This window comes from Bacillus sp. 220_BSPC, from assembly GCF_001054655.1.
GTDB lineage: Bacteria > Bacillota > Bacilli > Bacillales > DSM-1321 > Peribacillus > Peribacillus frigoritolerans.
In genome coordinates this window covers 1-26,013 of record NZ_JVPL01000260.1, presented here as the reverse complement: position 1 = coordinate 26,013, position 26,013 = coordinate 1, and the positions used below count along the sequence as shown (strand labels likewise).

Annotated in this window: 29 protein-coding genes; 21 read left to right on the top strand and 8 right to left on the bottom strand. The window is 40.9% G+C overall.

The features are described 5' to 3' along the window. Positions 1-92: 92 nt before the first annotated feature. A complete protein-coding gene (locus ADA55_RS20645) occupies positions 93-794 on the top strand; it encodes a GDSL-type esterase/lipase family protein (RefSeq protein WP_048687285.1) in 702 nt (233 codons plus the stop codon). A gap of 42 nt (positions 795-836) precedes the next feature. Here the strand turns inward: ADA55_RS20645 and ADA55_RS31090 are convergent, their stop codons facing one another. Both ADA55_RS31090 and ADA55_RS31085 read right to left on the bottom strand, forming a co-directional pair. After that, a complete protein-coding gene (locus tag ADA55_RS31090; RefSeq protein WP_250697434.1) occupies positions 837-1,355 on the bottom strand; it encodes an ABC transporter ATP-binding protein in 519 nt (172 codons plus the stop codon). 17 nt (positions 1,356-1,372) lie between these two features. Then, on the bottom strand, positions 1,373-2,659 hold the full coding sequence (locus ADA55_RS31085) for an ABC transporter ATP-binding protein (protein WP_250697435.1): 1,287 nt from the start codon (positions 2,657-2,659) through the stop codon (positions 1,373-1,375). A gap of 183 nt (positions 2,660-2,842) precedes the next feature. Here ADA55_RS31085 and ADA55_RS20635 point away from each other — a divergent pair, with 183 nt between their 5' ends. From ADA55_RS20635 to ADA55_RS20625, 3 genes are all read left to right on the top strand, one after another. Continuing rightward, positions 2,843-3,325, top strand: coding sequence for a DinB family protein (locus tag ADA55_RS20635; protein WP_048687283.1), 483 nt, complete (start codon positions 2,843-2,845; stop codon positions 3,323-3,325). 152 nt (positions 3,326-3,477) lie between these two features. Beyond that, entirely contained in the window at positions 3,478-3,942 is a 465-nt protein-coding gene (locus tag ADA55_RS20630; protein ID WP_081088762.1) for a M15 family metallopeptidase, read from the top strand. 131 nt (positions 3,943-4,073) lie between these two features. Then, positions 4,074-4,616: an acyl-CoA thioesterase gene (locus ADA55_RS20625; protein ID WP_034314279.1), complete on the top strand. Its 543-nt coding sequence runs from the start codon at positions 4,074-4,076 to the stop codon at positions 4,614-4,616. 102 nt (positions 4,617-4,718) lie between these two features. On the opposite strand, the gene ADA55_RS20620 is transcribed toward ADA55_RS20625, so the two are convergent. After that, positions 4,719-5,354: a Bax inhibitor-1/YccA family protein gene (locus ADA55_RS20620; RefSeq protein ID WP_048687279.1), complete on the bottom strand. Its 636-nt coding sequence runs from the start codon at positions 5,352-5,354 to the stop codon at positions 4,719-4,721. A gap of 492 nt (positions 5,355-5,846) precedes the next feature. Here ADA55_RS20620 and ADA55_RS20615 point away from each other — a divergent pair, with 492 nt between their 5' ends. The 9 genes from ADA55_RS20615 to ADA55_RS20580 all read left to right on the top strand — a co-directional run bounded on the left by ADA55_RS20615 (position 5,847) and on the right by ADA55_RS20580 (position 13,385). After that, positions 5,847-6,872: an ABC transporter ATP-binding protein gene (locus ADA55_RS20615; protein WP_048687277.1), complete on the top strand. Its 1,026-nt coding sequence runs from the start codon at positions 5,847-5,849 to the stop codon at positions 6,870-6,872. Further along, positions 6,850-7,776: an ABC transporter ATP-binding protein gene (locus ADA55_RS20610; protein ID WP_048687275.1), complete on the top strand. Its 927-nt coding sequence runs from the start codon at positions 6,850-6,852 to the stop codon at positions 7,774-7,776. Before ADA55_RS20615 ends, ADA55_RS20610 begins: the two co-directional genes overlap by 23 nt. Positions 7,777-7,791: 15 nt before the next feature. Further along, on the top strand, positions 7,792-8,757 hold the full coding sequence (opp4B, locus tag ADA55_RS20605; protein WP_048687273.1) for an oligopeptide ABC transporter permease: 966 nt from the start codon (positions 7,792-7,794) through the stop codon (positions 8,755-8,757). 22 nt (positions 8,758-8,779) lie between these two features. Beyond that, a complete protein-coding gene (locus ADA55_RS20600) occupies positions 8,780-9,679 on the top strand; it encodes an ABC transporter permease (RefSeq protein WP_048687312.1) in 900 nt (299 codons plus the stop codon). Between the two features lie 19 nt (positions 9,680-9,698). Next, complete coding sequence (gene opp4A, locus ADA55_RS20595) at positions 9,699-11,462, top strand: oligopeptide ABC transporter substrate-binding protein (protein WP_048687272.1); 1,764 nt, start codon at positions 9,699-9,701, stop codon at positions 11,460-11,462. Between the two features lie 107 nt (positions 11,463-11,569). Continuing rightward, positions 11,570-11,758 carry a hypothetical protein gene (locus ADA55_RS20590; RefSeq protein ID WP_034314269.1) on the top strand — a complete coding sequence of 63 codons (189 nt, stop codon included), beginning with the start codon at positions 11,570-11,572 and terminating at the stop codon, positions 11,756-11,758. A gap of 32 nt (positions 11,759-11,790) precedes the next feature. Beyond that, positions 11,791-11,928: a hypothetical protein gene (locus tag ADA55_RS29565; RefSeq protein WP_153246153.1), complete on the top strand. Its 138-nt coding sequence runs from the start codon at positions 11,791-11,793 to the stop codon at positions 11,926-11,928. Between the two features lie 92 nt (positions 11,929-12,020). After that, complete coding sequence (locus tag ADA55_RS20585) at positions 12,021-13,067, top strand: M42 family metallopeptidase (protein ID WP_048687269.1); 1,047 nt, start codon at positions 12,021-12,023, stop codon at positions 13,065-13,067. A 126-nt stretch (positions 13,068-13,193) separates the two neighbouring features. Continuing rightward, positions 13,194-13,385, top strand: a complete 192-nt coding sequence (locus tag ADA55_RS20580) for a hypothetical protein (RefSeq protein WP_048687267.1) — start codon at positions 13,194-13,196, stop codon at positions 13,383-13,385. Between the two features lie 4 nt (positions 13,386-13,389). On the opposite strand, the gene ADA55_RS20575 is transcribed toward ADA55_RS20580, so the two are convergent. Further along, positions 13,390-13,812: a pyridoxamine 5'-phosphate oxidase family protein gene (locus ADA55_RS20575; RefSeq protein ID WP_048687265.1), complete on the bottom strand. Its 423-nt coding sequence runs from the start codon at positions 13,810-13,812 to the stop codon at positions 13,390-13,392. 184 nt (positions 13,813-13,996) lie between these two features. On the opposite strand from ADA55_RS20575, the gene ADA55_RS20570 reads away from it, so the two are divergent. Both ADA55_RS20570 and cphA read left to right on the top strand, forming a co-directional pair. Then, on the top strand, positions 13,997-14,809 hold the full coding sequence (locus ADA55_RS20570; protein WP_048687263.1) for a cyanophycinase: 813 nt from the start codon (positions 13,997-13,999) through the stop codon (positions 14,807-14,809). Next, positions 14,806-17,427: a cyanophycin synthetase gene (cphA, locus tag ADA55_RS20565; RefSeq protein ID WP_048687261.1), complete on the top strand. Its 2,622-nt coding sequence runs from the start codon at positions 14,806-14,808 to the stop codon at positions 17,425-17,427. Before ADA55_RS20570 ends, cphA begins: the two co-directional genes overlap by 4 nt. Before the next feature lie 84 nt (positions 17,428-17,511). Here cphA and yidC read toward each other — a convergent pair whose 3' ends face one another. Further along, positions 17,512-18,297 carry a membrane protein insertase YidC gene (gene yidC / locus ADA55_RS20560; RefSeq protein WP_226990517.1) on the bottom strand — a complete coding sequence of 262 codons (786 nt, stop codon included), beginning with the start codon at positions 18,295-18,297 and terminating at the stop codon, positions 17,512-17,514. A 28-nt stretch (positions 18,298-18,325) separates the two neighbouring features. Beyond that, positions 18,326-18,613 (bottom strand): hypothetical protein, encoded by a 288-nt coding sequence (locus ADA55_RS20555; protein WP_048687259.1) that lies wholly within the window; start codon positions 18,611-18,613, stop codon positions 18,326-18,328. A 296-nt stretch (positions 18,614-18,909) separates the two neighbouring features. Here ADA55_RS20555 and ADA55_RS20550 point away from each other — a divergent pair, with 296 nt between their 5' ends. Then, on the top strand, positions 18,910-19,368 hold the full coding sequence (locus ADA55_RS20550) for a hypothetical protein (RefSeq protein ID WP_053087441.1): 459 nt from the start codon (positions 18,910-18,912) through the stop codon (positions 19,366-19,368). Between the two features lie 351 nt (positions 19,369-19,719). Here the strand turns inward: ADA55_RS20550 and ADA55_RS20545 are convergent, their stop codons facing one another. Beyond that, complete coding sequence (locus tag ADA55_RS20545; RefSeq protein ID WP_048687256.1) at positions 19,720-20,541, bottom strand: glycerophosphodiester phosphodiesterase; 822 nt, start codon at positions 20,539-20,541, stop codon at positions 19,720-19,722. A gap of 177 nt (positions 20,542-20,718) precedes the next feature. Here ADA55_RS20545 and ADA55_RS20540 point away from each other — a divergent pair, with 177 nt between their 5' ends. Further along, positions 20,719-22,035: an MFS transporter gene (locus ADA55_RS20540; RefSeq protein ID WP_048687254.1), complete on the top strand. Its 1,317-nt coding sequence runs from the start codon at positions 20,719-20,721 to the stop codon at positions 22,033-22,035. 53 nt (positions 22,036-22,088) lie between these two features. Here ADA55_RS20540 and ADA55_RS20535 read toward each other — a convergent pair whose 3' ends face one another. Beyond that, the gene (locus tag ADA55_RS20535; RefSeq protein WP_034314249.1) at positions 22,089-22,505 is read right to left on the bottom strand and encodes an organic hydroperoxide resistance protein; all 417 of its coding nucleotides are present in this window, start codon (positions 22,503-22,505) and stop codon (positions 22,089-22,091) included. 179 nt (positions 22,506-22,684) lie between these two features. Here ADA55_RS20535 and ADA55_RS20530 point away from each other — a divergent pair, with 179 nt between their 5' ends. From ADA55_RS20530 to ADA55_RS20515, 4 genes are read left to right on the top strand one after another with little or no spacing between them, the layout of a single operon-like run. After that, on the top strand, positions 22,685-23,068 hold the full coding sequence (locus tag ADA55_RS20530) for a GntR family transcriptional regulator (protein WP_048687253.1): 384 nt from the start codon (positions 22,685-22,687) through the stop codon (positions 23,066-23,068). Beyond that, the gene (locus ADA55_RS20525; RefSeq protein WP_048687251.1) at positions 23,065-23,964 is read left to right on the top strand and encodes an ABC transporter ATP-binding protein; all 900 of its coding nucleotides are present in this window, start codon (positions 23,065-23,067) and stop codon (positions 23,962-23,964) included. Before ADA55_RS20530 ends, ADA55_RS20525 begins: the two co-directional genes overlap by 4 nt. Further along, on the top strand, positions 23,939-24,772 hold the full coding sequence (locus tag ADA55_RS20520) for a hypothetical protein (protein ID WP_048687248.1): 834 nt from the start codon (positions 23,939-23,941) through the stop codon (positions 24,770-24,772). Before ADA55_RS20525 ends, ADA55_RS20520 begins: the two co-directional genes overlap by 26 nt. Continuing rightward, positions 24,754-25,905, top strand: a complete 1,152-nt coding sequence (locus ADA55_RS20515; protein ID WP_048687246.1) for a DUF6449 domain-containing protein — start codon at positions 24,754-24,756, stop codon at positions 25,903-25,905. The genes ADA55_RS20520 and ADA55_RS20515 overlap by 19 nt, the downstream gene beginning before the upstream one ends. Positions 25,906-26,013 lie beyond the last annotated feature (108 nt).

The window sequence follows — 26,013 nt, the reverse complement described above, 5'->3', positions numbered from 1 at the left end:
TATCTGACAATTCTTTTTTATGTTAGTACTGCAGATTTTTTGGGTATGAAAAAGATTAAATACTTCTAGTAAAAAGACAAGAGGAGAACCAAATGAAAAAATTGGCAGGTATATTGATTATCGTACTGGTTATATGTTTTGCTGCATATGAATTTCAGGCCTCGGAGTCGGAAGATGTGCAAAGGGTCATGGCTTTTGGAGATTCATTAACCTATGGAAAAGGGGATAAGGACGGGGAAGGATATATAGATGGCCTTGAGGATGAATTGAATAATCCGCAATCGGAGCAAAAAGTGAGTTTTTGGAATTACGGTATTAAAGGCCAGGAAACGGATGGGGTGATGAAACAGCTAGATGATTACCGCATTAAAACGAAACTTGATGAAGCCGATACTTTCATTGTTTTTATTGGAACGAATGACTTGATCAATAGTAATGGCGGGAACTTGGAGAAAATAAGTGACCGAAAAATCAATGAGGGTAAACGGGAATATATCAACCATCTGAAAAAGATTACATCAACACTGATAGAGGCAAACGATAAAGCGGATATTCTGGTAGTAGGACTATATAACCCAATTAAAGACAATCAAAAACTTGAAAAGCACATTCGCGATTATAACGAGTCAATAAAGGGATTAGCCGATAAAGGTGAACGGATGTTATTCATTCCTACAAATGATCTTTTTGAAGATGAAAAGAAAACAAAGTATTTCAGTGATAAGTTACATCCGAATGAAAAAGGGTATCAGCTCATTGCGAATCGGGTTTTGGAAAGTTATGACTTCAAATGAAACCGAACATGCACAGAAAGGCTTTCTGTGCATGTTTGCCTGCTAAGTTGCTAGGTATTTGATATCGCTTACTTGAGGGAACTGTAAGTCATGGAGCTGCTTGTATCGGCCGTTGTTTTGCATTAACTGGTCATGTGTTCCTTTTTCAAGAACCTGCCCTTTTTCCAGAACGATGATTTGATCGGCGTCATGAATGGTCGATAAACGATGTGCAATGACTATTGAAGTCCGTTTTTTCATTAAACGTGACAAGGCTTGCTGGATCAAATGTTCAGATTCTGTATCCAAGGCCGCCGTTGCTTCATCGAGAATGATGATTTGCGGATTTTTCAAAAGTGCCCTGGCAATGGCAATGCGCTGTTTTTGTCCGCCTGAAAGCTTGACTCCGCGCTCCCCGATCTGAGAATCATAACCATCAGGAAAGGCACTGATAAAGTCATGCGCATTTGCCGCTTTGGCGGATTCGATGATTTCATCATCTGTAGCATTAAGTTTGCCATATACGATGTTATCACGGATGGAACCATTGAATAGAATGATATCCTGAGTAACAATTCCCATTTGTCCCCGTAATGATTTCAGTGACACATCTTTGATATTATGTCCATCCTTTTAATCGTTCCACTTTGCGGATCATAAAATCGGATCAGTAGGCTCGTGATAGTCGATTTTCCTGCGCCGGAGGAGCCGACCAAAGCGGTTACTTGACCAGCTTTCATGGTCAGGTTTAGATTGCCGAGAACAGGAACAGTCCCATCATAAGCAAAATCAACACTTTTAAACTCAATTTTCTTTTTTATGGCAGGGAGTTCAATGGCATTTCCCTTGTCACTTATTTCAGGTTGGGTTTCCAATATTTCAGTTATCCGCTCAAAGGCGGCGGCTGATTGCTGGACAATGCTGATTACCCGGCTAAAATTGCGAACGGGACTCTGCAGCAACCTCAAATAGGCTAGAAAGGCCACGATTAATCCTATTGTGAATTCACCTTCCATCACTTGCCAAGCACCGAACACAATGACTGCTACAAGACCGATATTGTTCAATAAATCAATAATCGGCCCGAACATGGAACGCAGCCGAACCGACTTAAGGTTTGCAGTCATATTTTCCTGATTACGCTCCGCAAACCGCCTTGATTCGAATTCTTCATTTGTAAAAGATTGAATGAGCCGCATTCCTGAAATCGAATCCTGTAACTGGTTGCTGACATCTCCTGCGGAACTTTGCACAGACCTAAATGACATCCTGATGCGTTTCCCGAATGCCCTTGTGATATAGAACATGAAAGGGAATGTAATAAGAAGGACAATGGTAAGCTTCCAGTTAATGAAAAGCATATATACCGCTACGGCAATAAAGGTCACCGTGTCAGTCAACACTTGAAGCATGCTCGAAGAGATGAGCTGCTGCAGTAAATTGACATCATTGGTCAACCGCGACATTAAGTCACCAGTCCGGTTTTTATCAAAGAATTTCATATCCAGTGTTTGAATATGTTCATACATGCTATTACGTATATCCATGATGGCCTTTTGACCGACCTTGGAAACGATATAGCTGTTAAAGTAGTTCAGTATAGCCAATAAGATTGCAGCACAAAGAATTCCTGCACCAATCCAGATCAACGAGTCATATCTTTTTTCGGGAATGATTTTATCAATCGTAAACTGTGTCAATTGGGGGATGGAGAACTCAAGCAATGAAATGAAAAGCATGATACATAAAACCAAAGAGCAAAACTTCCATTTCGATGGGACCCGATTGAACATTTGTTTAAGCATCAACCATATGCTCCCTTTTGAGGGTATTGCATGTATTGCACTGCGCCCTTTGTGGCTGAATGGAATATGTCCTCCACTCATAACGATCACTCCTATTTTACTGTCCTAGATGATTTTTGCCTTTATGACTATCATAGAGCTTTTCGAAAAATAGACAACTTTTAATCGGTTCGTTTTGTCAAAAAGTATTATTATTTTACACTTTCCTATAGGACATGGAATAATTAAAGGAGATTAGCGAGGCTGATAAGAGGAGGTGCTAAAATGAATGAAAATGAAAAAATCAGGGAAGTACTTTTAAATGCGGTCAACGGACTATCGGATGAACAGCTGAACGCCCAACCTGAAACAGGAAGATGGAGCATCATCCAGGTTTTGGATCATTTATATTTAATGGAGAGCGCCATAACAAAGAGCATTTCCGATAAATTGAAGAGCGATGAAAGCATCCCTGCTGTGGATAAACCGATAGAACTTACGTTAAATCGTGAAGTGAAGGTCGAGGCCCCGCCATTTGTCACTCCGTCGGAATCATACCAAACTTTGAGTGAAGTTAAGGAGAAGTTGTCCGAATCCCGAAAGGCTTTTGTACATGTCGTTGACCATGCAAAGGAAATTGATCTCGAACAAAAGTCTTTTCCGCATCCTTTGTTCAAAGATTTAAGCCTGAAGCAATGGATTCCGTTCGTGGGACTGCATGAAAAACGGCATTTATTGCAAATTGAAGAATTAAAAGCAAAATTATAATAGAAGAAAAACTCATCCGTCTTTGGTTGAGTTTTTCATTTTAGACAGATATTTTCGTAAAGGGAAGGATTTTTTAAGTGAAAGCCACTTGGGTAAGGACATGTTTGGTATTGGGCTTTTTCGGATTGCTGCTGTGGCTCTTGTTCAAGTATATGCTTCCGCCTGATCTAGACGAAATCGAACTGACTGACGAGCTGAATCCGATTGTCGCCGAAAAAAAAGACGAGCTCATTCAACTGGCTAAGGACAAAGGCATCCCGGTAATCATTACGGCCGGATTCCGGTCTTTAGCCGAGCAAAATGAACTCTATGAAAAGGGCCGATCAGACCCGGGCAACATCGTAACGAATGCAAGAGGTGGCGAGTCGCTGCATAATTTCGGTTTGGCGATAGATTTTGCCCTCCTTAACAAACAAGGCGAGGCCATTTGGGATATGAGTTATGACGGTAACGATAATGGAAAGTCGGATTGGATGGAAGTCGTTACAATCGCTAAAGGGTTAGGTTTCGATTGGGGAGGGGATTGGGCAGGGTTCAAGGATTATCCGCATTTACAAATGACATTTGGCTTAAGCCTGCGTGAGCTGCAGCAAGGCAAGCAGCCAAAAGGGCAGTGAAAGTGGTTGGCTTCATTATAAACCGCATAATTTTGACTAATAGCAGGAAAATAAGCATGTGAATTGCTTTACAGGTAAGAATTCGATAAAGTGAACTAGTGAGAAATCAGACATAAAGGAGTGCAGTCACCATGGAAGAAACAAAAAATTGCCGGGACTCTTTGGTCATAAAAACAAGCCTTGTCCTCCCGCCGGATACAAATAATATTGGTACGATGTTCGGAGGCAAATTAATGGCATACATTGATGATGTAGCGGCTATATCAGCCATGCGTCATGCGCGAAGCAACGTCGTTACGGCATCAACTGATTCCGTAGATTTCCTGCACCCTATTCACGAAGGAAATGCAGTTTGCCTTGAAAGCTTCGTGACTTATACGGGCAGAACATCAATGGAAATCATCGTAAAGGTGATTGCAGAGGATTTAGTTACAGGAGCCCGAAATTTATGCGTCATTTCCTTCCTGACATTTGTTGCCATTAATGAAGAAGGTAAACCAATTCCTGTTCCGCGTTTGGTTCCGGAAACGGAGATGGAAATGAATTTAAATGAATCAGCAAAACAACGGGCCCAAATAAGGAAAAAAAGAAGGGAAGATACACAGTTCATTGCAAGTACTTTCGGTGTGAAACTGCCATGGACCGATCAATCAAATCCAGGATTATATAAATAAGATAGGCATCCCTTCAGCCGTTCTTATTGATGATCGAGACATTAAGTGAAAAGACGCTTGGATAAATCCAAGCGTCTTTTTTATGGTACCTTGTTAGGTATTTTAGTCATCGCTTGCTAAAATACCAAAGAAGCGCAAGATGTTAATGAATAGGTTAATGAAATCAAGATATAGATTCAAAGCCATGAGCGGTACTTCTTCGGCTGTTACCCCGTAATGCTTCATTCGATTGAAATCATATAAAATATAACCGCTGAAAACTAAAATCCCTATAAATGAAAAGACCAGCATGGCTGTAGAGCTTAATGGAAAGAAAATGTTGAAAATGCTAATGACGACTAAAGCTAGCAAGGCCGCAAATAACATTCCCCCCAAGAATGAAAGGTCCCTTTTGGTGGTTGTGGCATAAACCGCCAGTCCTCCAAATACGACTGTTGTCGTAACACCTGCCAGGATCACCACATTTGCCCCTGCAGCGGCTAGGTAGTGGGCAATGATCGGATAGGTCGTAATTCCAGAAATCAACGTGAAAATATACAAAAATGTGTAACCGATGGCTTTTTTCCTTCGCAATATGAAGGCTCCAATCAACATGGCGATCTCAAGTATCGTCAAGGGAAGAAACAAGGATGGCGGAACAAGAGTGCCGAGAGCCATACCTAAAACGGAAACGGCAAGAGATAAAGCGAACGTCCGCATGACGGACGGCATATATGTTTGTACAGTTTGTGAATACATTCAATCACCCCATCATTTATTTTCTACCATTTCTACGAATCTGTTTTAAAAAGGTTTCATTGCATACAATGAAAATTTGGTGTTTTTTTAAAAGTATTGAAATATATATGAAGTAATTACCTTTTCTATGATATTCTTGCAAATATACTAATTTTTCTGAAATATTAAAATAATTCAAACGGAACCATTCCACGGTAAGTAAAACGATAAGCTCAATAAATAGGCATAAACTTCAAAAAAACTATCTCGAAATAATAAATTTGAAATTATTGATTCTATATATTTAATCGGACTTCAAAACTTTACTGTATAACAGTTATAAAGGAAACGTTTTTATGTTGCAGAAAATTATTCCTAAAGTTATAAAATATGAAAAAAATGTGATTATTTTCTATAAAAACTATTGTATAATTGTAAAAAAATGATTAAAATTTTAAATAATTATCAGAAGATTAATTATTTTCCCGATAAAATAGTTTAGGGGGAGCAAGGATGAAGAAAGCTATTTTGCAAATAGAAAACCTAACTACCTCATTTCGAATCGGTAACAAATATCATGCAGCGGTTGATGATGTTTCGTTTACGGTGAATGAAAATGAAATTGTAGCAGTTGTTGGAGAATCAGGATGTGGAAAGAGTGCATTGGCCTTATCCATCATGCAATTACATAATAAGCAGAGAACGAAATCCGAAGGAAACATCAATTATAAAGACCAAAATCTCCTAAAGTTGAATGATGTGCAAATGAATAAAGTCCGTGGTAAGGAATTGGGTATGATATTCCAGGAACCTTTAACGGCTTTAAACCCGCTCATGACCATTGGAAAACAGATCGAGGAGAATCTTGATTACCATACTGAACTCTCCAGTGCTGAAAAAAAGAACAGGACGATCGAACTTTTGACACAAGTGGGAATTCCATACCCTGAACGGACGTACAAGCAATATCCGCATGAGCTCTCGGGCGGAATGCGGCAAAGGGCAATGATCTCGATTGCCATTGCTTGCAACCCTGCACTGGTCATCGCCGATGAACCCACGACGGCATTGGATGTTACGATCCAAGCGCAAATACTTGATCTGCTGAAGGATATCCAAAGCAGGACAAAAATGGGGATCATCTTAATTACACATGATCTTAGCGTAGTAGCAGAGGTCGCTGACAGGATCGTTGTCATGTATGCAGGTCAGGTAGTGGAAACGGGAAGTGTTAAAGAGATATTCAACAATCCGCTGCATCCATATACAAGGTCGTTATTGAATTCGATTCCTTCGGCCGCAAACGAGAAAAACCGTTTGCATGTCATCGAGGGAATCGTTCCATCGATAGCCAAAATGGATCGGATCGGATGCCGCTTCCAAGATAGGATTCCTTGGATACCAAAACATGCGCATGAAGAGACACCCCGGCTTCACGAAGTGGGCAACGGTCATTTTGTCCGCTGTACCTGCTATAAAGCATTCTATTTTCAAGCTGAAGGAGATGCATCGGCTCATGACATTACTAAAATTAGATAATTTAAAAGTGCATTTTCCAATAAGGGGCGGTTTTTTTCGAAGGGTGGTCGATCACGTAAAGGCCGTGGACGGTGTTTCCTTTGAGTTGCAGCAAGGGGAAACATATGGTTTGGTCGGGGAATCCGGAAGCGGCAAGTCCACGACAGGCAAGGCAGTGGTCAAACTGAATGAGGTGACATCCGGACAAATCCTGTTTGAAGGCAGGGATTTAGCATCTTTAAGTAGAAGAGAAATTAAACCGTTCAGAAAAGATATCCAAATGATTTTCCAAGACCCGTATTCATCATTGAATCCCAAGAAGAGGGTTCTGGACATAATTGCCGAACCGCTGAGGAACTTCGAACGGTTATCCCCTTCAGAGGAAAAGAAAATCGTACAGGACTTCTTGGACAAAGTCGGACTGAGTCCGGAATCGATCCACAAGTATCCTCATGAATTTTCTGGGGGGCAGCGCCAGCGAATCGGGATTGCCCGATCATTGACATTGAAACCTAAACTGATCATTGCGGATGAACCGGTGTCAGCACTGGATGTTTCCGTTCAGGCACAAGTGTTGAATTTTCTTCAGGATCTCCAACAGGAGTTCAATTTGACTTATTTATTTGTCGGACATGATTTAGGTGTAATCCGGCATATGTGTGACCGGATGGGTGTTATGTATCGCGGTAGATTGGTAGAGGAAGGCAAAAGCGAGGAAATCTATGAAAATCCCCAACATATATACACGAAGCGCCTGATTGCCGCCATTCCTGATTTAGAACCGGAAATTCGTGAAGATAAAGTGCAGCTTAGAAAAAAACTCACCTCGGAATATGAGTCTACCTACTCAAAATATTTCGATGAGAATGGACGTGCTTACGATTTGAAGCCGATCTCATCGACACATAGAGTCGCATTACAATAAGGAGGTGGAAGGAATATGTGGAAATTTATCCTAAGACGATTATTAGTTATGATCCCGCAGCTCTTTTTATTGAGCATCATCGTTTTCATGATGGCAAAGGCAATGCCAGGGGATGCCCTGTCCGGCCAGGAAATCAACCCTAGGGCCAATCCGGCAGAACTTGATAGGATCAGGGAAGAACTGGGTTTGAATGACCCTTGGTACCAACAATATATAAGGTGGGCATCCAATGCATTACAGGGTGATTTCGGTGTTTCCTATACACATAAGACGCCCGTTATGGATGTGATCGAAGACAGGCTTTGGAACACGGTGTTCCTGGCTTTGGTCACGCTTATCTTTACATATATGCTTGCGATACCATTAGGCATACTTAGCGGAAGGTATAACGATACCTGGGTGGATAAAACCGTTACGGGTTATAGCTATGTAGGGTTCGGCACCCCGATTTTCATTTTTGCTTTAATCATGTTATTCGTTTTCGGATTTGCCCTGGATTGGTTCCCGTCTGGCGGCAGTGTCGATTCAAAGGTGGACGAAGGAACTTTCGCCTATGTTGTAAGCAAGATCAATCATTTGATTTTACCAGCTTTAAGTACAGCTTTAATTGCAACTACAAGTACGATCCAATATTTGCGAAATGAAATCATCGATAATAAAATCAAGGATTTCGTAAGGACAGCGCGTTCGAAGGGTGTGCCTGAATCAAAAGTGTATTCACGGCATATCCTGAGAAATTCCTTTTTACCGATAGCAGCATTCTTAGGTTATGAAATTACTGGATTGATCGGCGGCGCGGTCATAATCGAAACCATTTTCAGTTATCCGGGACTGGGGCAGCTTTTCCTTAGTTCAGTAAGTCTGCGGGATTTCAGTGTTGTCACGGCCATCGTCATGATGACGGGATTTGCCACTCTGCTTGGCACTCTTCTTTCGGACATCATACTTAGTGCGGTCGATCCGCGTATACGGATAGAATAGGAGCGGGGTGAGTCGTATGGAAATGAAAGTGGAAACCGGAAAGAACATACAAGTTAACGATGTGAGCCCTTCAGGAATGAAAATCATCTGGCAGGAAATCAAAAAAGATAAACTTGCCATGGGCTCATTGATTATATTAGCAGCCATATTGCTTTTTGTTTACGGTGCGTCGTTCTTCATGGACGCCAAGGAAATAGCCAAAGTCGATTTTCTCTCCATTTATATGGAACCATCTTCAGACTATTGGCTTGGAACCGATTATGGTGGCCGGGATGTATTCGGACAACTGATAATAGGTACCAGGAATTCATTCACGATCAGTTTATTCATTACATTATTCACGGCCATCATCGGTTTATCTTTAGGACTTCTTGCCGGTTACTTTGGCGGGGCAACCGATAATGTGATCATGCGTGTTATCGATTTCGTGATTGCCCTGCCGCAATTGATGTTCATCATCGTTGTGGTCACGATTGTACCGATCTTCAATGTATATGTTTTCATTTTAATCATGACGATGTTTTTATGGACAGGAAAGGCACGGCTGATTCGTTCAAAGGCTTTGTCTGAGCGTGAGCTGGATTATATTCATGCCTCACAGACTCTCGGGACGTCACATTGGAAAATCATCCTATTTCAGCTTCTGCCCAATGTCAGTTCATTGATCATCGTTAACTTCATTTTGAACCTTGCTGGCAATATTGGCTTAGAATCCAGTTTGACTTTCTTAGGGTTCGGCCTTCCGGAAAGCACCCCGAGTTTAGGGACGCTCATCAGTTATGCTCGAAATCCAGATGTTCTGGAAAACAAGTGGTGGATATGGGTACCCGCATCACTCATGATTTTAGTGTTGATGCTGAGTATAAATTTCGTTGGTCAAGCGTTAAAACGCGCAGCCGATGCAAGACAAAGAAGAGGATAAAAAAAGGGGAGTGTATGATATGAAAATCAAAAGCTACAGTAAGGTATTAAGTGCATTGGCCATTTCGTCTCTACTGCTTGCTGCATGTTCGAATGATACGGAGAAATCGTCAACGAAAGAGAAAAAAGGGAAAGATGTCGAACAGGTCGATACCTCTAAATTCCCGACAAAGACGACGAATCAAGGAGAGCCGATTGAAGGCGGCCATTTGACATATGGTTTGGTATCAGATACCCCGTTTGAAGGGATATTAAACAAGGTTTTCTATCAAGGCGAACCCGATAACCAAGTTATCACATTCTTTGATGAGGATTTATTGGATACAGACGAAGACTATGTTTTCACGAATGAAGGTGCCGCTTCCTATGAGATTTCGGACGATCATAAAACGGTCACGCTGACGATTAAGGATAATGTAAATTGGCATGACGGAAAGCCTGTGACTGGCGCTGATTTGGAATATGCATATCTTGTCATGGGAAGCAAAGATTACAAAGGTGTCCGCTATGATGAGCAAATGGCTTTGATCGAGGGTATGGAAGAGTATCATGAAGGGAAAGCGGATAAGATTTCAGGCATTAAAGTCGATGGCAAGAAAATCACTTTCACTTTCAAAAAAGCGAACCCATCCGTCACGACCGGATTATGGACATACCCGCTTCATAAAGAATACTTAAAGGATGTTCCGATTGCAGATTTGGAATCTTCTGATAAAATCCGTAAAAACCCGATCGGTTTCGGACCATTCAAAGTGAAGAAAATCGTTCAAGGGGAAGCGGTCGAATTCGAAGCGAATAAAGATTATTACCGCGGTGAACCTAAATTGGACAGTGTCACATTAAAAGTCGTGAATCCGTCGGTTGTCGTCAAGTCACTTGAAAATGGTGACCTGGATGTAGCGGAGGTCCTGGCGGAGCAATATGAGCAAGCCAAGGAATTGGATAATGTCGAATTATTGGGGAAAGTTGAATTGGCTTATTCCTATATTGGTTTCAACTTCGGTCATTATGATAAGGAAAAAGAAGAGAATGTTATGGATGAAAATCCTAAATTCGGTGACAAACGCCTTCGTCAGGCAATGGCATATGCCATCAATAATAAAGAAGTTGGCGAAAAGATGTACAAGGGCCTTCGCTTCCCTGCCAACTCTGTCATTACCCCGAACTTTAAATATAACAATAAAGATGTAAAAGCATATGAATATAATCCTGAAAAAGCTAAGGAACTTTTGGATGAAGCAGGATTTGTAGATACGAATAATGATGGCATTCGTGAGGATGCTGATGGAAAAGAGTTCAAAATCAACTTTGCTTCCATGAGCGGTTCCGATGTTTCCGAGCCACTGGCAAGGTATTATATACAGCAATGGGAACAAGTAGGGTTGGATGTCGAATTGCAGGATGGAAGGCTGCATGAGTTCAATTCATTCTACGACCTCCTGAAAAAGGATAATGACGAAGTTGATGTTTATTCAGCAGCATGGGGTGTCGCTTCCGATCCGGATCCATCAGGAATATGGTCCAGGTCTGCAGAATTTAACTATACCCGCTGGGTGAGTGAAAAAAATGATGAGCTTCTTGCTAAAGGGATTTCAGAGGAAGCCTTCGATGATCAATATCGAATCGATACGTATAATGAGTGGCAAGAATTGATTCATGAAGAGGTTCCGGTCATTCCGACTTTATTCCGTTATCAATTGGCTGGAGTGAATGAACGCGTTACAGGTTACGATTATCTCGCAGGCCGTCAATATCAATGGCATAATGTCGGGGTAACGAAATAATTTAAGCTGACTATCGGCTGCCTTTATGGCGGTCGATTTTTTTTGCGTTTTAATGGAGTGGATAACGGTTATATAGATAATAGTAAGTAATTGGAAGGGTGATATTGATGGAAGTGAGAAATCCTAATGAAACAAAGAGAGAGTTAGAAATATTGTTTACTGAATCGGTTGGTCGTTTACTGAAACCTCTCGAAGAGGAAATCATTGCAGACATTGTAGCCTATCCAGACGAAAAGAGAATTGCCTTCTTGGAATATATGAAAGAAATGTCCAACAAACAAAGACAATTGAAGTAAGTTGAAACTTTCATCATGAAGGAGGTTTTTTTATGAGGAACGAAGATATGGACAGATACAAGGTATGGCGAGATAAGTGGAAAAGAAGAGTGAATATGGAGAATTTAGCGTTATATGGAATTGCAACATTGGCTATGGCCATCTTGCCTGTAATGGCTTTTATGGGTTAAATCGATTAAAGGGCCGCCTTTTGGCGGTCTTTTAATATGTTAAAAGTTGCCATGAAAAGATATAATGAACAAAGAGGAAAGGAGAGATATGCATGAGCGTGATCGAAGAAAAAGAAATCGTATCTTACATAAAAGAATTGGTGTCCATACCAAGCCCCTCCGGCTATACTGAACAAGCCATTAAATACGCGGCCGATTTCATGGAGCAGAGGCAGGTTCCTTACAACATCACGAATAAAGGGGCATTGCTTGCTACATTAAAAGGCGAAGATGATGACAAACAACGCTTGCTGACTGCCCATGTCGATACCCTGGGAGCCATGGTAAAGGAAATCAAGGCGAATGGCCGCCTTAAATTGACGATGATCGGCGGTTTCCGCTGGAACTCAGTGGAAGGAGAGTATTGTAAAATCCATACAGCTGACGGAGCCATCATCACCGGGACCATTTTAATCAATCAGACCTCTGTCCACGTATATAAAAATGCCGGCGATGCGAAGCGTGATGATGAGACAATAGAGGTCCGGATAGATGCTATCGTGAAAACTAAAGCGGAAACCGAGGCCATTGGCATTTCTGTTGGAGATTTTGTCTCCTTTGAACCGAGAGTGGAAGTGACGGATACAGGCTTTTTGAAATCAAGGCATTTGGATGATAAAGCTAGTGTGGGTATCCTCCTTCATATCATTGACCTCATTTCCGCAGGAAAGATAAAATTGGCATATACGACCCATTTCCTGATTTCCAACAATGAAGAAATCGGCTATGGCGGAAATTCCAATATCCCTGAGAAAACAGTCGAATATCTAGCTGTCGATATGGGCGCGATCGGTGATGGACAAACGACGGATGAATTCAGCGTTTCCATTTGCGCAAAAGACTCCTCGGGTCCTTATCATTATAAACTGCGTCAGCATCTGGTCTCACTTGCCCAAGCAAATGCTGTCGACTACCGCGTCGATATTTATCCATATTACGGATCGGACGCTTCCGCTGCCATCCGGGCAGGATATGATGTCGTCCATGGCCTGATCGGACCGGGAATCGATGCATCACATGCCTTCGAGCGGACACATGTCTCTTCATTAAAGCATACAGCTAATCTGATTTTGCATTATATCCAATCAGAGTTGGTATAATCGTGAGAAAAGCCCGCACTCATGTGCGGGCTTTTAACTGTTTTATAGAACTATTTTTAGTATAGTACTGAGTTAGTGAAATGCACGTGAATTTCGGTCATTTACTCGTGATTTGGAGTAATACTCATGAATTTCGATCAAATACTCGTGAGTTTTGGTGTTTTACACGTGAATTTCGGTCATTTCCTCCTGATTTGGAGTAATACTCGTGAATTTCGATCAATACTCGTGAGTTTCGGTGTTTTACTCGTGAATTTTGGCCATTTACTCGTGAGTTTGAGCGTAATACTCGTCAATTGGCGTAAGTACAAAAAATAAAGATTTATAATGATAATTCTTGTGGAGGTTCACCATTGTTGTTCATCAACCGTATGCTTTCCGGCTTAATTTGCAGAATTAAATAATTTGGATCTTTCGGACCTTCGAACCACCGTTCAAATGATTCATTCCATAATTTATCTTTCAGTTCCTGAGAATCGTTTATTTTCGAGGTACCTGAGATTTCCAGGTAAGAATCGCCCAATCCTTCATTATCATAGCCAATCAGGATATGAACATTAGGGTTCTTTTCAATTTCATCGATTTTTTCCGTCTTTCCGCTCGTTGGTGTGTATAAAGTTAAATCATCGTTAAAAAATGTCATATAGCGTGAATGTGGTTTGTTGTTTTCAACAGAAGATAAAACTCCTATTTTATGATCACGGATGATGTTCAATACTTTTTCTTTTATTTGGTTTTGGCTCATTTTTTACACACTCCTTTTATTTTTTACTCTATTACTTTTCCTCTTTTTTCATTAAGTTAAACAAAATTATGCAGTTTGCCATTTTTATGAATGAATACTGAAAGAATTTGCCATACTAGTCATTATGTGTTCTGTTTAGAGCAATTTCATGATGTGAATCCATTTGTAAAGGTGAGTATGATGAATGAATTGTGGTGAATTACTTATCATTGGCGGGGCAGAGGATAAGTGCCTTGAAGGTGAAGTATTAAATAAATTTGTCGAGCTTGCAACCCATAGCGAAGGCGGAATAGGAATATTGCCTACAGCGAGTGAAATTCCTGAGGAAGTGAGTACAGAGTATATTAAGATTTTCAGGGATTTAGGTGTGGACAGGGTTGAAGTGATCAAGCTGGATTCAAGGCAAGATGCAGACGATCCGGCAATTTGTGAACAGCTAGCATCCTTTTCCGCCATCTTCATTTCAGGGGGAAACCAAAGCCGATTGTCTGAACTGATTGGAAAAACAAAGTTCCACGATGCCCTTTCTAAAGCATGGCATGAAGGAATGGTGATAGCAGGGACAAGTGCTGGTGCTTCGATTTTAGGTAAGTATATGATCGTTGCGGCTGACACGATGCTGAATGACAATAAGTTAAAGGTTGAAATTGGCTTAGGTTTCGGCTTCCTGGACGGACTGATAATCGATCAACATTTTTCCCAGCGTGGCCGATTTGACCGTCTGTTAAGTGCAATAGCAGGGAAAAAAGAAATTATGGGTATTGGCATTGATGAAAATACAGCAATTTTAGTTAAAGACGGTCATTTTGAAGTAGTCGGCCAACATCAAGTATTGGTTCTTGATGGCAGCACCAGTGATTATATCAATATCACATCTTCTGATAATGGCAGTGAAGAGTTGACTCTTTCGGGATTTAACCTTCATGCACTAACCAGGGGATACCGTTTTGACCTGCTTACCAGGAAATTGTTGATGAAAAAGGGGATCCAACAATGAAGATCAATCGAGTCCGTTATTTAAAAGGACCTAATTATTTTGCTTATACACCTACGATTTGCATTGAATTGGATATAGGGGAACTGGAACAGAAACCATCTGATTCAATCCCTGGATTCAATGAAAAATTATTAAAGGCGCTCCCGAACTTGGGAAGCCATACATGTTCAAAAGGTTATCGAGGCGGTTTCGCCGAAAGGCTGAGAAAAGGAACATGGATGGGACATATATTGGAGCATATGACGATTGAGCTTCAAAACTTGGCCGGAATCGAAGCCATTCGCGGAAAAACGATAATGATGGAAAAGAAGGGTTTTTATTATGTTACCTTTGACTATCAGGAGCCTCACTCAGGTCTTCAAGCTTTTTTAGCAGCGAAAGATATCGCGGAAGCCATCCTGAATGGTGAAAAACTTATAAATGTACAATCTTATGTAAAACAAATAGAGCAGTTATATTATAAAAATAAACTGGGGCCAAGTACCGAAGCCATTTTTAAGGCAGCACAAGCAAAAGATATCCCTGTCGAGCGAATGGGTGATGAAAGCTTACTGCGTTTAGGAACAGGTGCAAGGCAGAAGTATGTCCAGGCGACAATCTCTAGCCAGACTTCGAATATTGCGGTTGAGAATTCATGTGACAAAGCATTGACCAAATCCATTTTAAGAGGTTGTGGCCTCCCTGTACCTGAAGGGGAAGTTGCCCATTCCATTGAAGATATCTTTGCCTCGGCGGACAGGCTGGGTTTTCCACTGGTCATAAAACCGTATAATGGGAGACAGGGTCAGGGTGTCATCACCCATATCAAAAATAAGGATGAGCTATTCAATGTAATCAATTGTTTGGAGTTGCATGTGGAGAAGTACATTGTCGAACGGCATATTGAAGGACATGATTATCGGTTACTGATAGTTAATGGAGAACTTATCGCCGCCAGTTTGAGGCTTCCTCCCTATGTTATTGGCAATGGCAAGGAAACGATACGCAGTTTAATAGAAAAGGAAAATGGTAATGATTTGCGGGGAGATGGTCATGAAAAGCCGATGTCAAAAATCCCACTTACACATACCGTGACGTGTTATTTGGAAAAGTCGAATCGGACGCTTGATACGATTCCGAATCAAGGGGAATTGGTTCAGGTTGTCGGCAATGCAAATCTTTCGACTGGCGGAAAGGCAATCGATGTAACGGACCAGGTTCATCCGACCATTAATAATATGGCTGTTGCTGCTGCGAAAGCGATCGGTTTGGATATCGCCGGAATAGATTTTATTTGTGAGGATATATCAAAACCGATCGAATATTCAAGGACTGCAATTATTGAAGTGAATGCTGCACCGGGAATTCGAATGCATCATTATCCAAGTGAAGGGAAAAAAAGGGATGTAGGCAAAGCCATTGTCGATTATTTATTTCCGACCAGGGAAGAGGCGGCTATACCGATCATCGCAGTGACCGGAACAAATGGAAAGACGACAACAACCCGATTGATTCATTATTTTCTTACTAATGAAAAAACAAAAGTTGGTATGACAAATTCTGATGGAGTATATATCGGCGATGAGGTATTGGATCACGGTGACTGCAGTGGCCCCGTCAGTGCAAGAATGGTATTGGCCCATCCTGAAGTCGATATTGCCGTATTGGAAACGGCCCGGGGCGGGATTCTGCGTGAAGGTCTGGCTTTTCGTAAATGTGATGTGGGGATCATCACCAATGTAAGTGAGGATCACCTCGGCCGTGATGGAATCGATACATTGGATGATCTCATTAAATTAAAGAGGCTGGTAGCCGAAGTCGTAATGAAAACAGGCTATTGTGTACTGAATGCAGATGATCCGAATGTAGCTGCCATGAACGCTTATACAGATGGGGAGGTCATTTACACCTCTACAGATGCCACCCAGCCTCACGTGAAAGCTGCGATAGATAAGGGATGTAAAGTTTGGTACGTCAATGAAAAAGGCGTCATTTGTCATTCAGCTGATGGAGTCATCCATCCATTTATGGATTGCACCATGGTTCCAATAACGATTTCCGGCATGGCACGTCATAATATCGCCAATTTACTTCAGGCGTTAGCCGCAGCCGAAACACAAGGCATTTCCATGGAAGAACTAAGAAGGAAGGCTGCCACATTTATGCCTGATACGAATTTGTCCAAAGGACGGTTCAATTTGAAAAAGTTGAAAGAGCGCACGATCATCATTGACTATGCCCATAATGAAGCGGGATTGAAGGCCATATTCGAAACGGTCAGTGCCTATAACAAAAATCATCTTATCACTGTTTTGGCAGGGCCGGGGGACCGTATTGATGAAGAACTTATCAGACTCTCCAAGATAGCGGCCATTAATTCCGATCTGTTCATCATTAAAGAAGACGATGATTTGCGGGGAAGGGAGCCGTTAGAAGTAGCCGGGCTGCTTCAGGATGCTGCGGTAGAAGCTGGGTTACAAAAAGATCGGACATTCATCGAACCTAATGAATTGGACGCATTCATAAAAGCCTGGGAGAAATCACAACCGGGTGACCTATTATTGTTCTTTTACACGGATTTTGAATATGTAGAGGGATTTTTCGAAAAAGTTTCAACAAATCCATTGCCGAAGAAATAAAACAAAGTGATCTCACCCTGGAAATCCTATCAATTTCCAGTGCAAGTGGAAAATGAAAGTATGAAAAAAGCTAATCCAAGTGGATTAGCTTTTTTTCATGACCGTTTCATTTGCAGCCGGGACTGCGGCATGGTCTTTTTTATATATTCGCTGAAGCACGATTGACTGAACAATCATGAATATACCTCCGATTGACCAATATAGTGGCAATGCAGCAGGAGCGGAGAAAGAAATGAATAAAATCATTGCTGGTGAGAGCAAGCTCATCATCTTCATTTGTTTCTGCTGTTCTTCCGGCATTTGTCTCACGGATATGACCGATTGGAAATAATAAATGACACCAGCGATAATCGCCATGGCAATATTCGGCTGGCCTAGGCTGTACCAAAGGAAACTATGGGTTGCAATTTCATGGGAACCTTGAATCGCGTAATAAAAGCCCATTAGGATCGGCATTTGAATCAAGAGCGGCAGACAGCCCATGTTTAAAGGATTGACTCCATGCTTTTGGTAAAGCTGCATCATTTCCTGCTGGAGGGCCTTTTGTTTAGCTGGATCTTTCGTCTCTTTGATTTTCTGCTGGATTGCTGTCATTTCCGGTTTCAGCCCATTCATCTTCGTCTTCATGCTAAGCTGTGTTTTATATTGCTTGGCAGTCAGTGGAAGCAAAACAAGGCGAATCAAAAATGTCATCATGATGATGCTTAAACCATAGTTGCCATTAAATAAATCAGCATTGAATTCCAGCATTTTTGTCATGGGGTTAACCAATGCTGTATGAAATGGACCGCTCGTTGCTGCTGAGCAACCAGTCAAAAGGGTCGTTGCCAAAAATAGGACGGCAATTAAAAACATATTTTTCTTCTTCAATATAATTTCCTCCTCGAATTGTTAATGTTTAAACAACTAGAAGGAGGCTTGGCTCATCGGAATCATCTGGTGAATCCTTTTGCCGGATAAAGGTGAAAAAGCGCTGTGCACCGCGCCAGTCGAAAATGCTGCCTGCATGAACAGGGGATTTACTTTTATCTGTATGAACGGAAGCTTGATATTTGTCATTCAAGAGTGATTGCTTTTTATTTAAGAAGTAAAACGCGGCCAGTGGAAAGACAAAGGTAAATAAGTAACCTGCCCATACCGCATGGCGAACGGTTTGATAATCGAATTCTAATAATAATTCCCACATAGGAATCCCTCGTTTTTTCAAAGATAATGAAATTTGTCCAAAAATGATTTAGGGCCTAAATGACTTTTGACCATTTTGAGTTTAAATCATTAACAACACTATATCAATTCTAGGGCAAGAAAGCTAAAAAATATAGGGATTTATTCAAAAAATAAACAGGGAATATTTTCTGATGAATCATTTTCATGAATAGATCAAATAGCAACCAATTTCGAGACTGTCCAGAGCAAAGCATGCACACATGGTCATTCGACTACATACGGATAAAAGGAAGTTCAATTATGAGGTGAAAAGGTATGAAACCATACGATTCATTGAATCAACAGAACGACCATAACGGTAATGATCAAAATGCACATCTCCGAAATATGGGCAAAGATTTCTTGGTAGCGCCATATCCATTAGAAAATCAGATGATGGAAGTAAGGACTCCTCCTGGCCCGCCTGGTCCTTCCTATGGAGGGGGCCAGCCGCCGCCACGGCCGCCGCACGGAGGAGGACCGCCTCATATAGCTCCGCCATTATTCACTCCACAACTTCATGAAGGAATGTATAAGGCAATGGACACTGGGTCAATGAAACGCTGCTTATACAAACATACGTATATTTGGCTTAAGAATGGCCGTTCATTTTGGTTTTACCCAACATATGTCGGATATAATTCAGTGGCAGGTTATCGATGGAGACGAAGTCAACAGCGATGGGCTTATTATGGAACGGACGCGCATGAAATACAGTTCTTTCATTGTTATTAAAAACAATCCGCATTTGCGGATTGTTCAGAATGTAGACAAACTCGATGAAAATCGAGTTTGTCTACATTGTTTTGCTTGTGCAAATTTGGAAGTTGATTGGAATGTAGGGCACTCGCTTTCTGCGGGCGGTCCGCCCTCGGCGATCTTGCGCCTGTGGGGTCTCCCTTGATTCGCTATTCCCACAGGAGTCTCGCACACCCGCTCCAATCAACTATGTTTTTGCCTGCAGTCTTTTGTTCTTAACCATTAATCGAAATTTCATAGGGAATTTTAAAAGGGATTCGGAATGGTCTCACCCTGAATTGTGTAAAGAACTAGTTATCTTCATTTTTTCACTTATCATTCAAAGTTTCAATCCAAAAAATAATCCGGAAAATCGGAAATGATACCATCTACCTGCATCATTTTGAACATGTGTATTTGTTTTTTATTGTTGACAGTCCATGTAAATACTTTCATCCCGTGCTTTTGGATTCGCATTTGCAGCTTCGTACTCAAAATCGTTTGTTTTGGATTCAAAAATGATGCAAACTCGGCAATCTCTTTTAATTTTTGGTCATTGATTCGCCGTTTTATCAAAACGCCCACTTGTATGTCCGGCATTAATTGATGAAACCTTTTCATGGATTCCATATCGAACGAATGAACCATTATCTTATTTTTACTCGTTGAACATTCTTGGAATTCACCTAATTCTTCTGCAAGTTTCTCTTCTATGCCGGGATAAGCAGAGGGATGTTTCAATTCGATTAAAATGCCGACTTCAGACCCGAAATTCTCCAATACCTCCCTTAGTAAAGGAATCCTTTCGTTTTTATAGCGAGAATGATACCAGCTTCCTGCATCCAGTTCCTTTAATTCGGCTGCCGTGTAATCACGGAGGTTCCCTTTGCCGTTTGTGGTTCGATCCAAGGTGGGATCATGATGAACCACAAGGACATCATCTTTACTGAGGTGGATATCCACTTCCAGGAAATCAGCTCCCAATTCAATTGCTTTTTTATAAGATGCCATTGTATTCTCGGGGCAGTATCCAGATGCACCTCGATGTCCAATTTTAATGGGGGAATGCTGCATCATTAAGCTTTTAGGGAAATCACTTTTTGATCTTTTAGCGTAGAGAGCGAACAGGACAAGCATGATTATCACGATAATAAGAAAAAATGCGGTCATCTTTCACACTCCTATCAGGCACAATGATTAAAAGTAAGCAGGACAGTCTCATTTCATAATATTACATGTTAGGCAGGAAAAAATCATGTTTTACACAATGTTATAATCCGACTTAAAGGATTTATTGGAAAGGTATGGAATACATATAATTTAAGTATCAATAAGGAGGGAAAGCAGATGGAATTGCAGGTGAAACCGAAGGCTAAAAAATGGAAAGGGAATTTTGGTTTATATTTTTCCCTACCCATTCTCTCTTGGGCGTTTTACGATTTTGCCAATACGATTTTTTCTTCTAATATCAATACGATTTTCTTTCCATTCTTCCTCCAGGAACAGATTGGGGAAAATGCCGTTCTTGATCAGATTGCGAGTACCTTCATCTCCTACGCTAATGCGATTGCCAGTTTGTTTCTTGTTTTGTTTTCCCCGCTGTTCGGTGTCATGATCGATCGAACGGGAAAAATGAAAAAATACATTATGATTTTCACACTTATTTCCGTTGTATGTACATTTTTAATGGGGGTATTCGGAGGGATGTCGTTGGATGGAAAGATTCTGGGGATTCCCGTTTCCTTGGCGATCGTCATTCTTTTATTTGTGATAGCAAAGTTTTTCTATCATTCGAGTCTTGTCTTCTATGATACGATGATGAGTGATTTAGGCACGAAACAGCAATTGCCGCTTATATCAGGGTTTGGCGTGGCGGTAGGCTACCTTGGAACGTTGGTGGGACTGTCAATCTATCCATTCATTAGTAAAGGGAGTTCACATGAAGCCTTCATTCCCACGGCCATTTTATTTCTGGTTTTTTCCCTTCCCTTATTCTTTTTTTTAAAAGAGTCTCCAAAACAGCAAAAAGCGAAAGAACCTTTTTTATCTGGTTATAAGGAAATTAAATCAACATTTAAAGAGATGCGATCCTATCGATCGGTTTTTACATTCATGATTGCTTATTTCTTTTTAAATGATGCAATTGCGACCACTATCGGCATGATGGCGGTTTATGCCAAGACTGTTGTTGGATTTTCCTCCAGCGGATTCATTTTGCTTTACTTGGTATCGACAGTATCGAGCATTGCCGGATCGTTTCTGTTTGGATACGTCACGCAGTCGAAGGGACCGCGGCTGGCTGTGACATATGTGGGAGTTCTGCTCTTGGTCGCATTATTTATAGCGGTCTTCGCACAAACCGCCCTTTGGTTCTGGGTTGCAGGGAGTATGTTCGGCATTTCGCTAGGTTCGATGTGGGTGACATCACGGACGTATATCATTGAATTGACTCCAGATGAGAAGAGGGGGCAATTTTTTGGACTATTTGCATTTTCTGGAAAAGTCTCTTCAATAATCGGTCCGTTATTATATGGAACGATAACGTTGATATTCCATGACCTCGGTACATTGGCGAGCCGGATGGCATTAGGGTCATTGATCATCATGGCGATAATAGGTCTTGGCTTTCTTTTGAAACTGAAGGGATTGGAAGAAGTGAAATAAGAAAAAGGGACTGGAGCCGGCCTTAATGCCGTATCCAGTCCCTTGCTTAAACGTTATACCAAAATCAAGGTGACATCGACGTTTCCGCGTGTTGCTTTTGAATAAGGGCAGGTCATGTGTGCTTTTTTGGCGAAGTCTTCGGCTTCTTCCCTGCTTAGGTCGGGAATCGAAACATCCAACCTTACAGCCAATTTAAAACCGCCGTCTTCCTCATCTTTACCGATCGTTACATTTGCCGTCACGGACGTATCGACCTTTTTCTTTTCTTTTTGCAGTACAAGATTCAAGGCACTGTCAAAACATGCCGCGTAACCGGCTGCGAATAACTGTTCAGGGTTTGTGGCGCGCTCACCGGAACCACCTAATTCCTTCGGTGACCTCACATCGAAATCCAGAATCCCGTCCTCTGATTTAATATGTCCTTCACGACCACCGTGTACGGTAACTGTAGCTGTATATAATGGTTTCAATGAAAACAACTCCTTTATTCATTCTTACTATCATTACTTCCCTGCTGTAAGTCTTGTTAAACAAAATGAAAGCGAGTATTGTTTGAAAATGGTATTAAATTGGTTTTAAATTGGAAGATATTGTTTTATAATGTACTGTATTAGGAGATGTAATACACCCATTGCAAGGAGGGTTTATGATGATTGAGTTGGATGTTCAAAGTGGAAAGCCGGTATATGAGCAATTGATGGATAAGTTAAAGGAACTAATGATCAATGAAGTTTTACAGGAGCATAATCAGCTCCCATCCATACGAATATTGGCTCAGGAGTTGACCATCAATCCAAATACGATCCAGAAAGCGTACAAGCAGCTTGAGTCTGACGGGTTTATATATACCTTACCAGGCAAAGGGAATTTCGTGGCACCTCCTAAATCCTTCAAAAATTCATTGAAAGAAGAAGAGATCAGAAACGAGCTTTCAAAGGTACTCGCTGAAGCTCTGTATATCGGAATCGATAAACATGAAATTTATAGAATAATAAAGGAAATCAGTCCATTGGCAAAGGGGGGGGATTCATGATTGAAATGAAACAGGTGAGTAAATTATATGAAGGAAAAGAAGCAATCAAAAACATCACCTTGGTTATACCAAAAGGCTCCATATTCGGGTTATTAGGTTCAAATGGGGCGGGGAAAACGACTCTATTAAAAATGCTTTCAGGCAACCTGATACAGGATGCAGGTGAAGTTCTTATTGATGGATCATATGTGTTTGAAAACCGTGAAGTGAAAAATCGTTGTTTCTTCCTTCCTGATACGCCTTATTTCCTGGCTAACTATACGATCACGCAAATGGCAGGTTTTTATAGCCATATTTATAGCGAGTGGAATCAAGAACGTTTCTATCAATTACAGGAAGTATTCCCGATACCCGTCCAAAATAAAATACATAAACTATCGAAGGGGATGCAGAGACAGGTTGCTTTTTGGCTAGCACTCTCGACGATGCCGGAAGTTCTAATATTGGATGAACCGTTTGATGGATTAGATACGGTCATGCGGAAAAATGTGAGACAGTTGTTGATTCAGGATGTTTCGGAAAGGGATATGACGATTTTACTATCGTCCCATAATCTCCTGGAAATTGAAGATTTAGCCGATCATGTAGGGATTTTGCATAAGGGTGAGCTTGTTATCCAAAAGGTTTTGAATGACTTGAAAGCTGATGTACATAAAGTGCAAATTGCCTTTAAGCATAAAATTCCCCATGGTTTATACCGTGGAATTCAAATCCTTAACAAGGAAAGACGCGGCAGTGTGATCGTTTGTATCGTTAAAGGTAGTGAAGCCATGATTAAATCGCATTTTAACCAGTTTCAGCCAGAAATATTAGATATTCTCCCCCTTACTCTTGAGGAGATATTCATTTATGAAATGGGGGATATCGGTTATGTCATCCAGAATAACCTGGTTTAATAGGGAACTGATTATCTATATTTTCAGAAGCACTGGCTGGATTGGTTTCCTATATCTTGTAGGCCTCATATTTGCGCTGCCTCTGGAAATGTTAGCGATTATCTTGAATGGGAACAATGAATATGTGGAATTCGAAAACCTTTTTTCCTGTCAGCAGATGATACAGTTTGTCTTGGTCATCGTTATTCCAGTATTACTTGCCATCTTCCTTTTTCGGTTTTTACAAATGAAACAAGCCTCGGACTTCATTCATAGTTTACCGATTACGAGACGCAGCATCTACGCTCATATGATTGGAACGGGAATTGGCTTCATGGGTTTGCCGATTTTACTTACAGGTTCAATATTGATATTATTTCACTCGGCAATTGATATAGAACGGCTATATACCATGACGGATATATGGTCTTGGATGGGGACAACATTTATTTTGGAAGCTTTGATCTTTTCTGTTGCCGTTTTACTTGGAATGGTTACGGGATTATCAGCCTTTCAAGGAGTGCTGACCTATATTTTTCTTACTTTGCCGGTGGGACTTTTTGTTTTGTTTGCAGCTAATGTGAAATTTTTGATAGCAGGATTTTCTGCAGATTATTATCTAAGTGCCAATATGAATGGCATCTCCCCATTATTAGCAGCAACGGAGATGGAAAAAATCACTTTCTTCTCTATTAATACATTAATTTATAGTATATTAACCTTTCTTTTTCTGATCAGCTCTCTTTTTCTCTATGAGAGGAGAAAGCTGGAGCATGTGTCGCAGGCATTTGTTTACCCGAAGATAAGCCAGTGTTTAAATTCGGCCTGACATTATGCATGATGCTGTTTACAGGGCTTTATTTTAGCGAAACGACAGGCGAACCTGGGTGGATTTTTTTCGGATATACCGTCGGTTCTTTGCTTGGATATTATTTAGGGGAAATCGTCCTGCAAAAGACTTGGCGAATACGGGTCAACCTGAAAGGTTATGTAGCGTTTATAGCGGCTTTCATTGTGCTGGCACTCATTATAAAAATAGATCCCCTTCAGTATAAGACCAAGATTCCTGATGAAAAGATGATTAGCCAAATTTATATTGGTGATTCTCCTATATTTTTTGAAGGCGATGACACCTCGAATAATGCTTCCAATTATCTTAAAGAGAAGGAAAATATTGAAGCGATCAGGTTATTGCATCAGGAAATCATCGATAAGGGTAAAAAGGTTTCCATTGGTGAATGGAATGATGGTCAATCCGTATTTCTGATGTATGAACTCAAGAATGGGAAACGGTTAGCAAGAGAGTATCATTTGCTGAATTACGACTCATACATGCCATTATTGGCGAAAATATATGGGTCTAATGAATATAAAAAAATGGTTAATCAGGTATTGAATGTTTCCGCTCAAGACGTTTCTGAAATCAAGATAACGGCGAGCGGCCAAGTTGACAAATCCATAACGATCACGGACCGTCAACAGCTGGAAGCTGCAGTGAAGGCATTGTCGGAGGACCTGAATAATCAATCGTTCGCACAAATGACTTCTTCTTTTGGTGATTACGCCTCCATAGAGATTCTTTTGAATGATAACAAAACCATTTATATGAATGGGGACTCTTCATATCCTCAGTTTTCAGAATGGATGGTAAGTACCGGACAATCGGAACAAGCACGGTTAATGGCTGATGATATTTCTTATATCCTGGTTGCGAAGTCCGATTCGAAAATTTATCACACGAATTCTGAAAGTGAACTTGCACAGCAGATTGAACAACAGCCAAATCGCTTGAAAATTAAGACCGCTTCTGAAATCGAGACAGCGATTGATAATGCCCAAATAGATTGGAGCGGGGAGTATTCAGCTGCCTTTTATAATAAAGAAAGCAGAGATGTGGACATCAAGAGTTTTTCTGGCGAACATGTTCCCGATTTCATTTTGGATCATTTTAATGAAAAATAACGTGAATATTTTGCATGTACATATAAAGGAAAGGATGCCGCCCGATATGGGCGGCATCCTTCAGACTGTAGACAAACTCGATGAAAATCGAGTTTGTCTATTTTTATG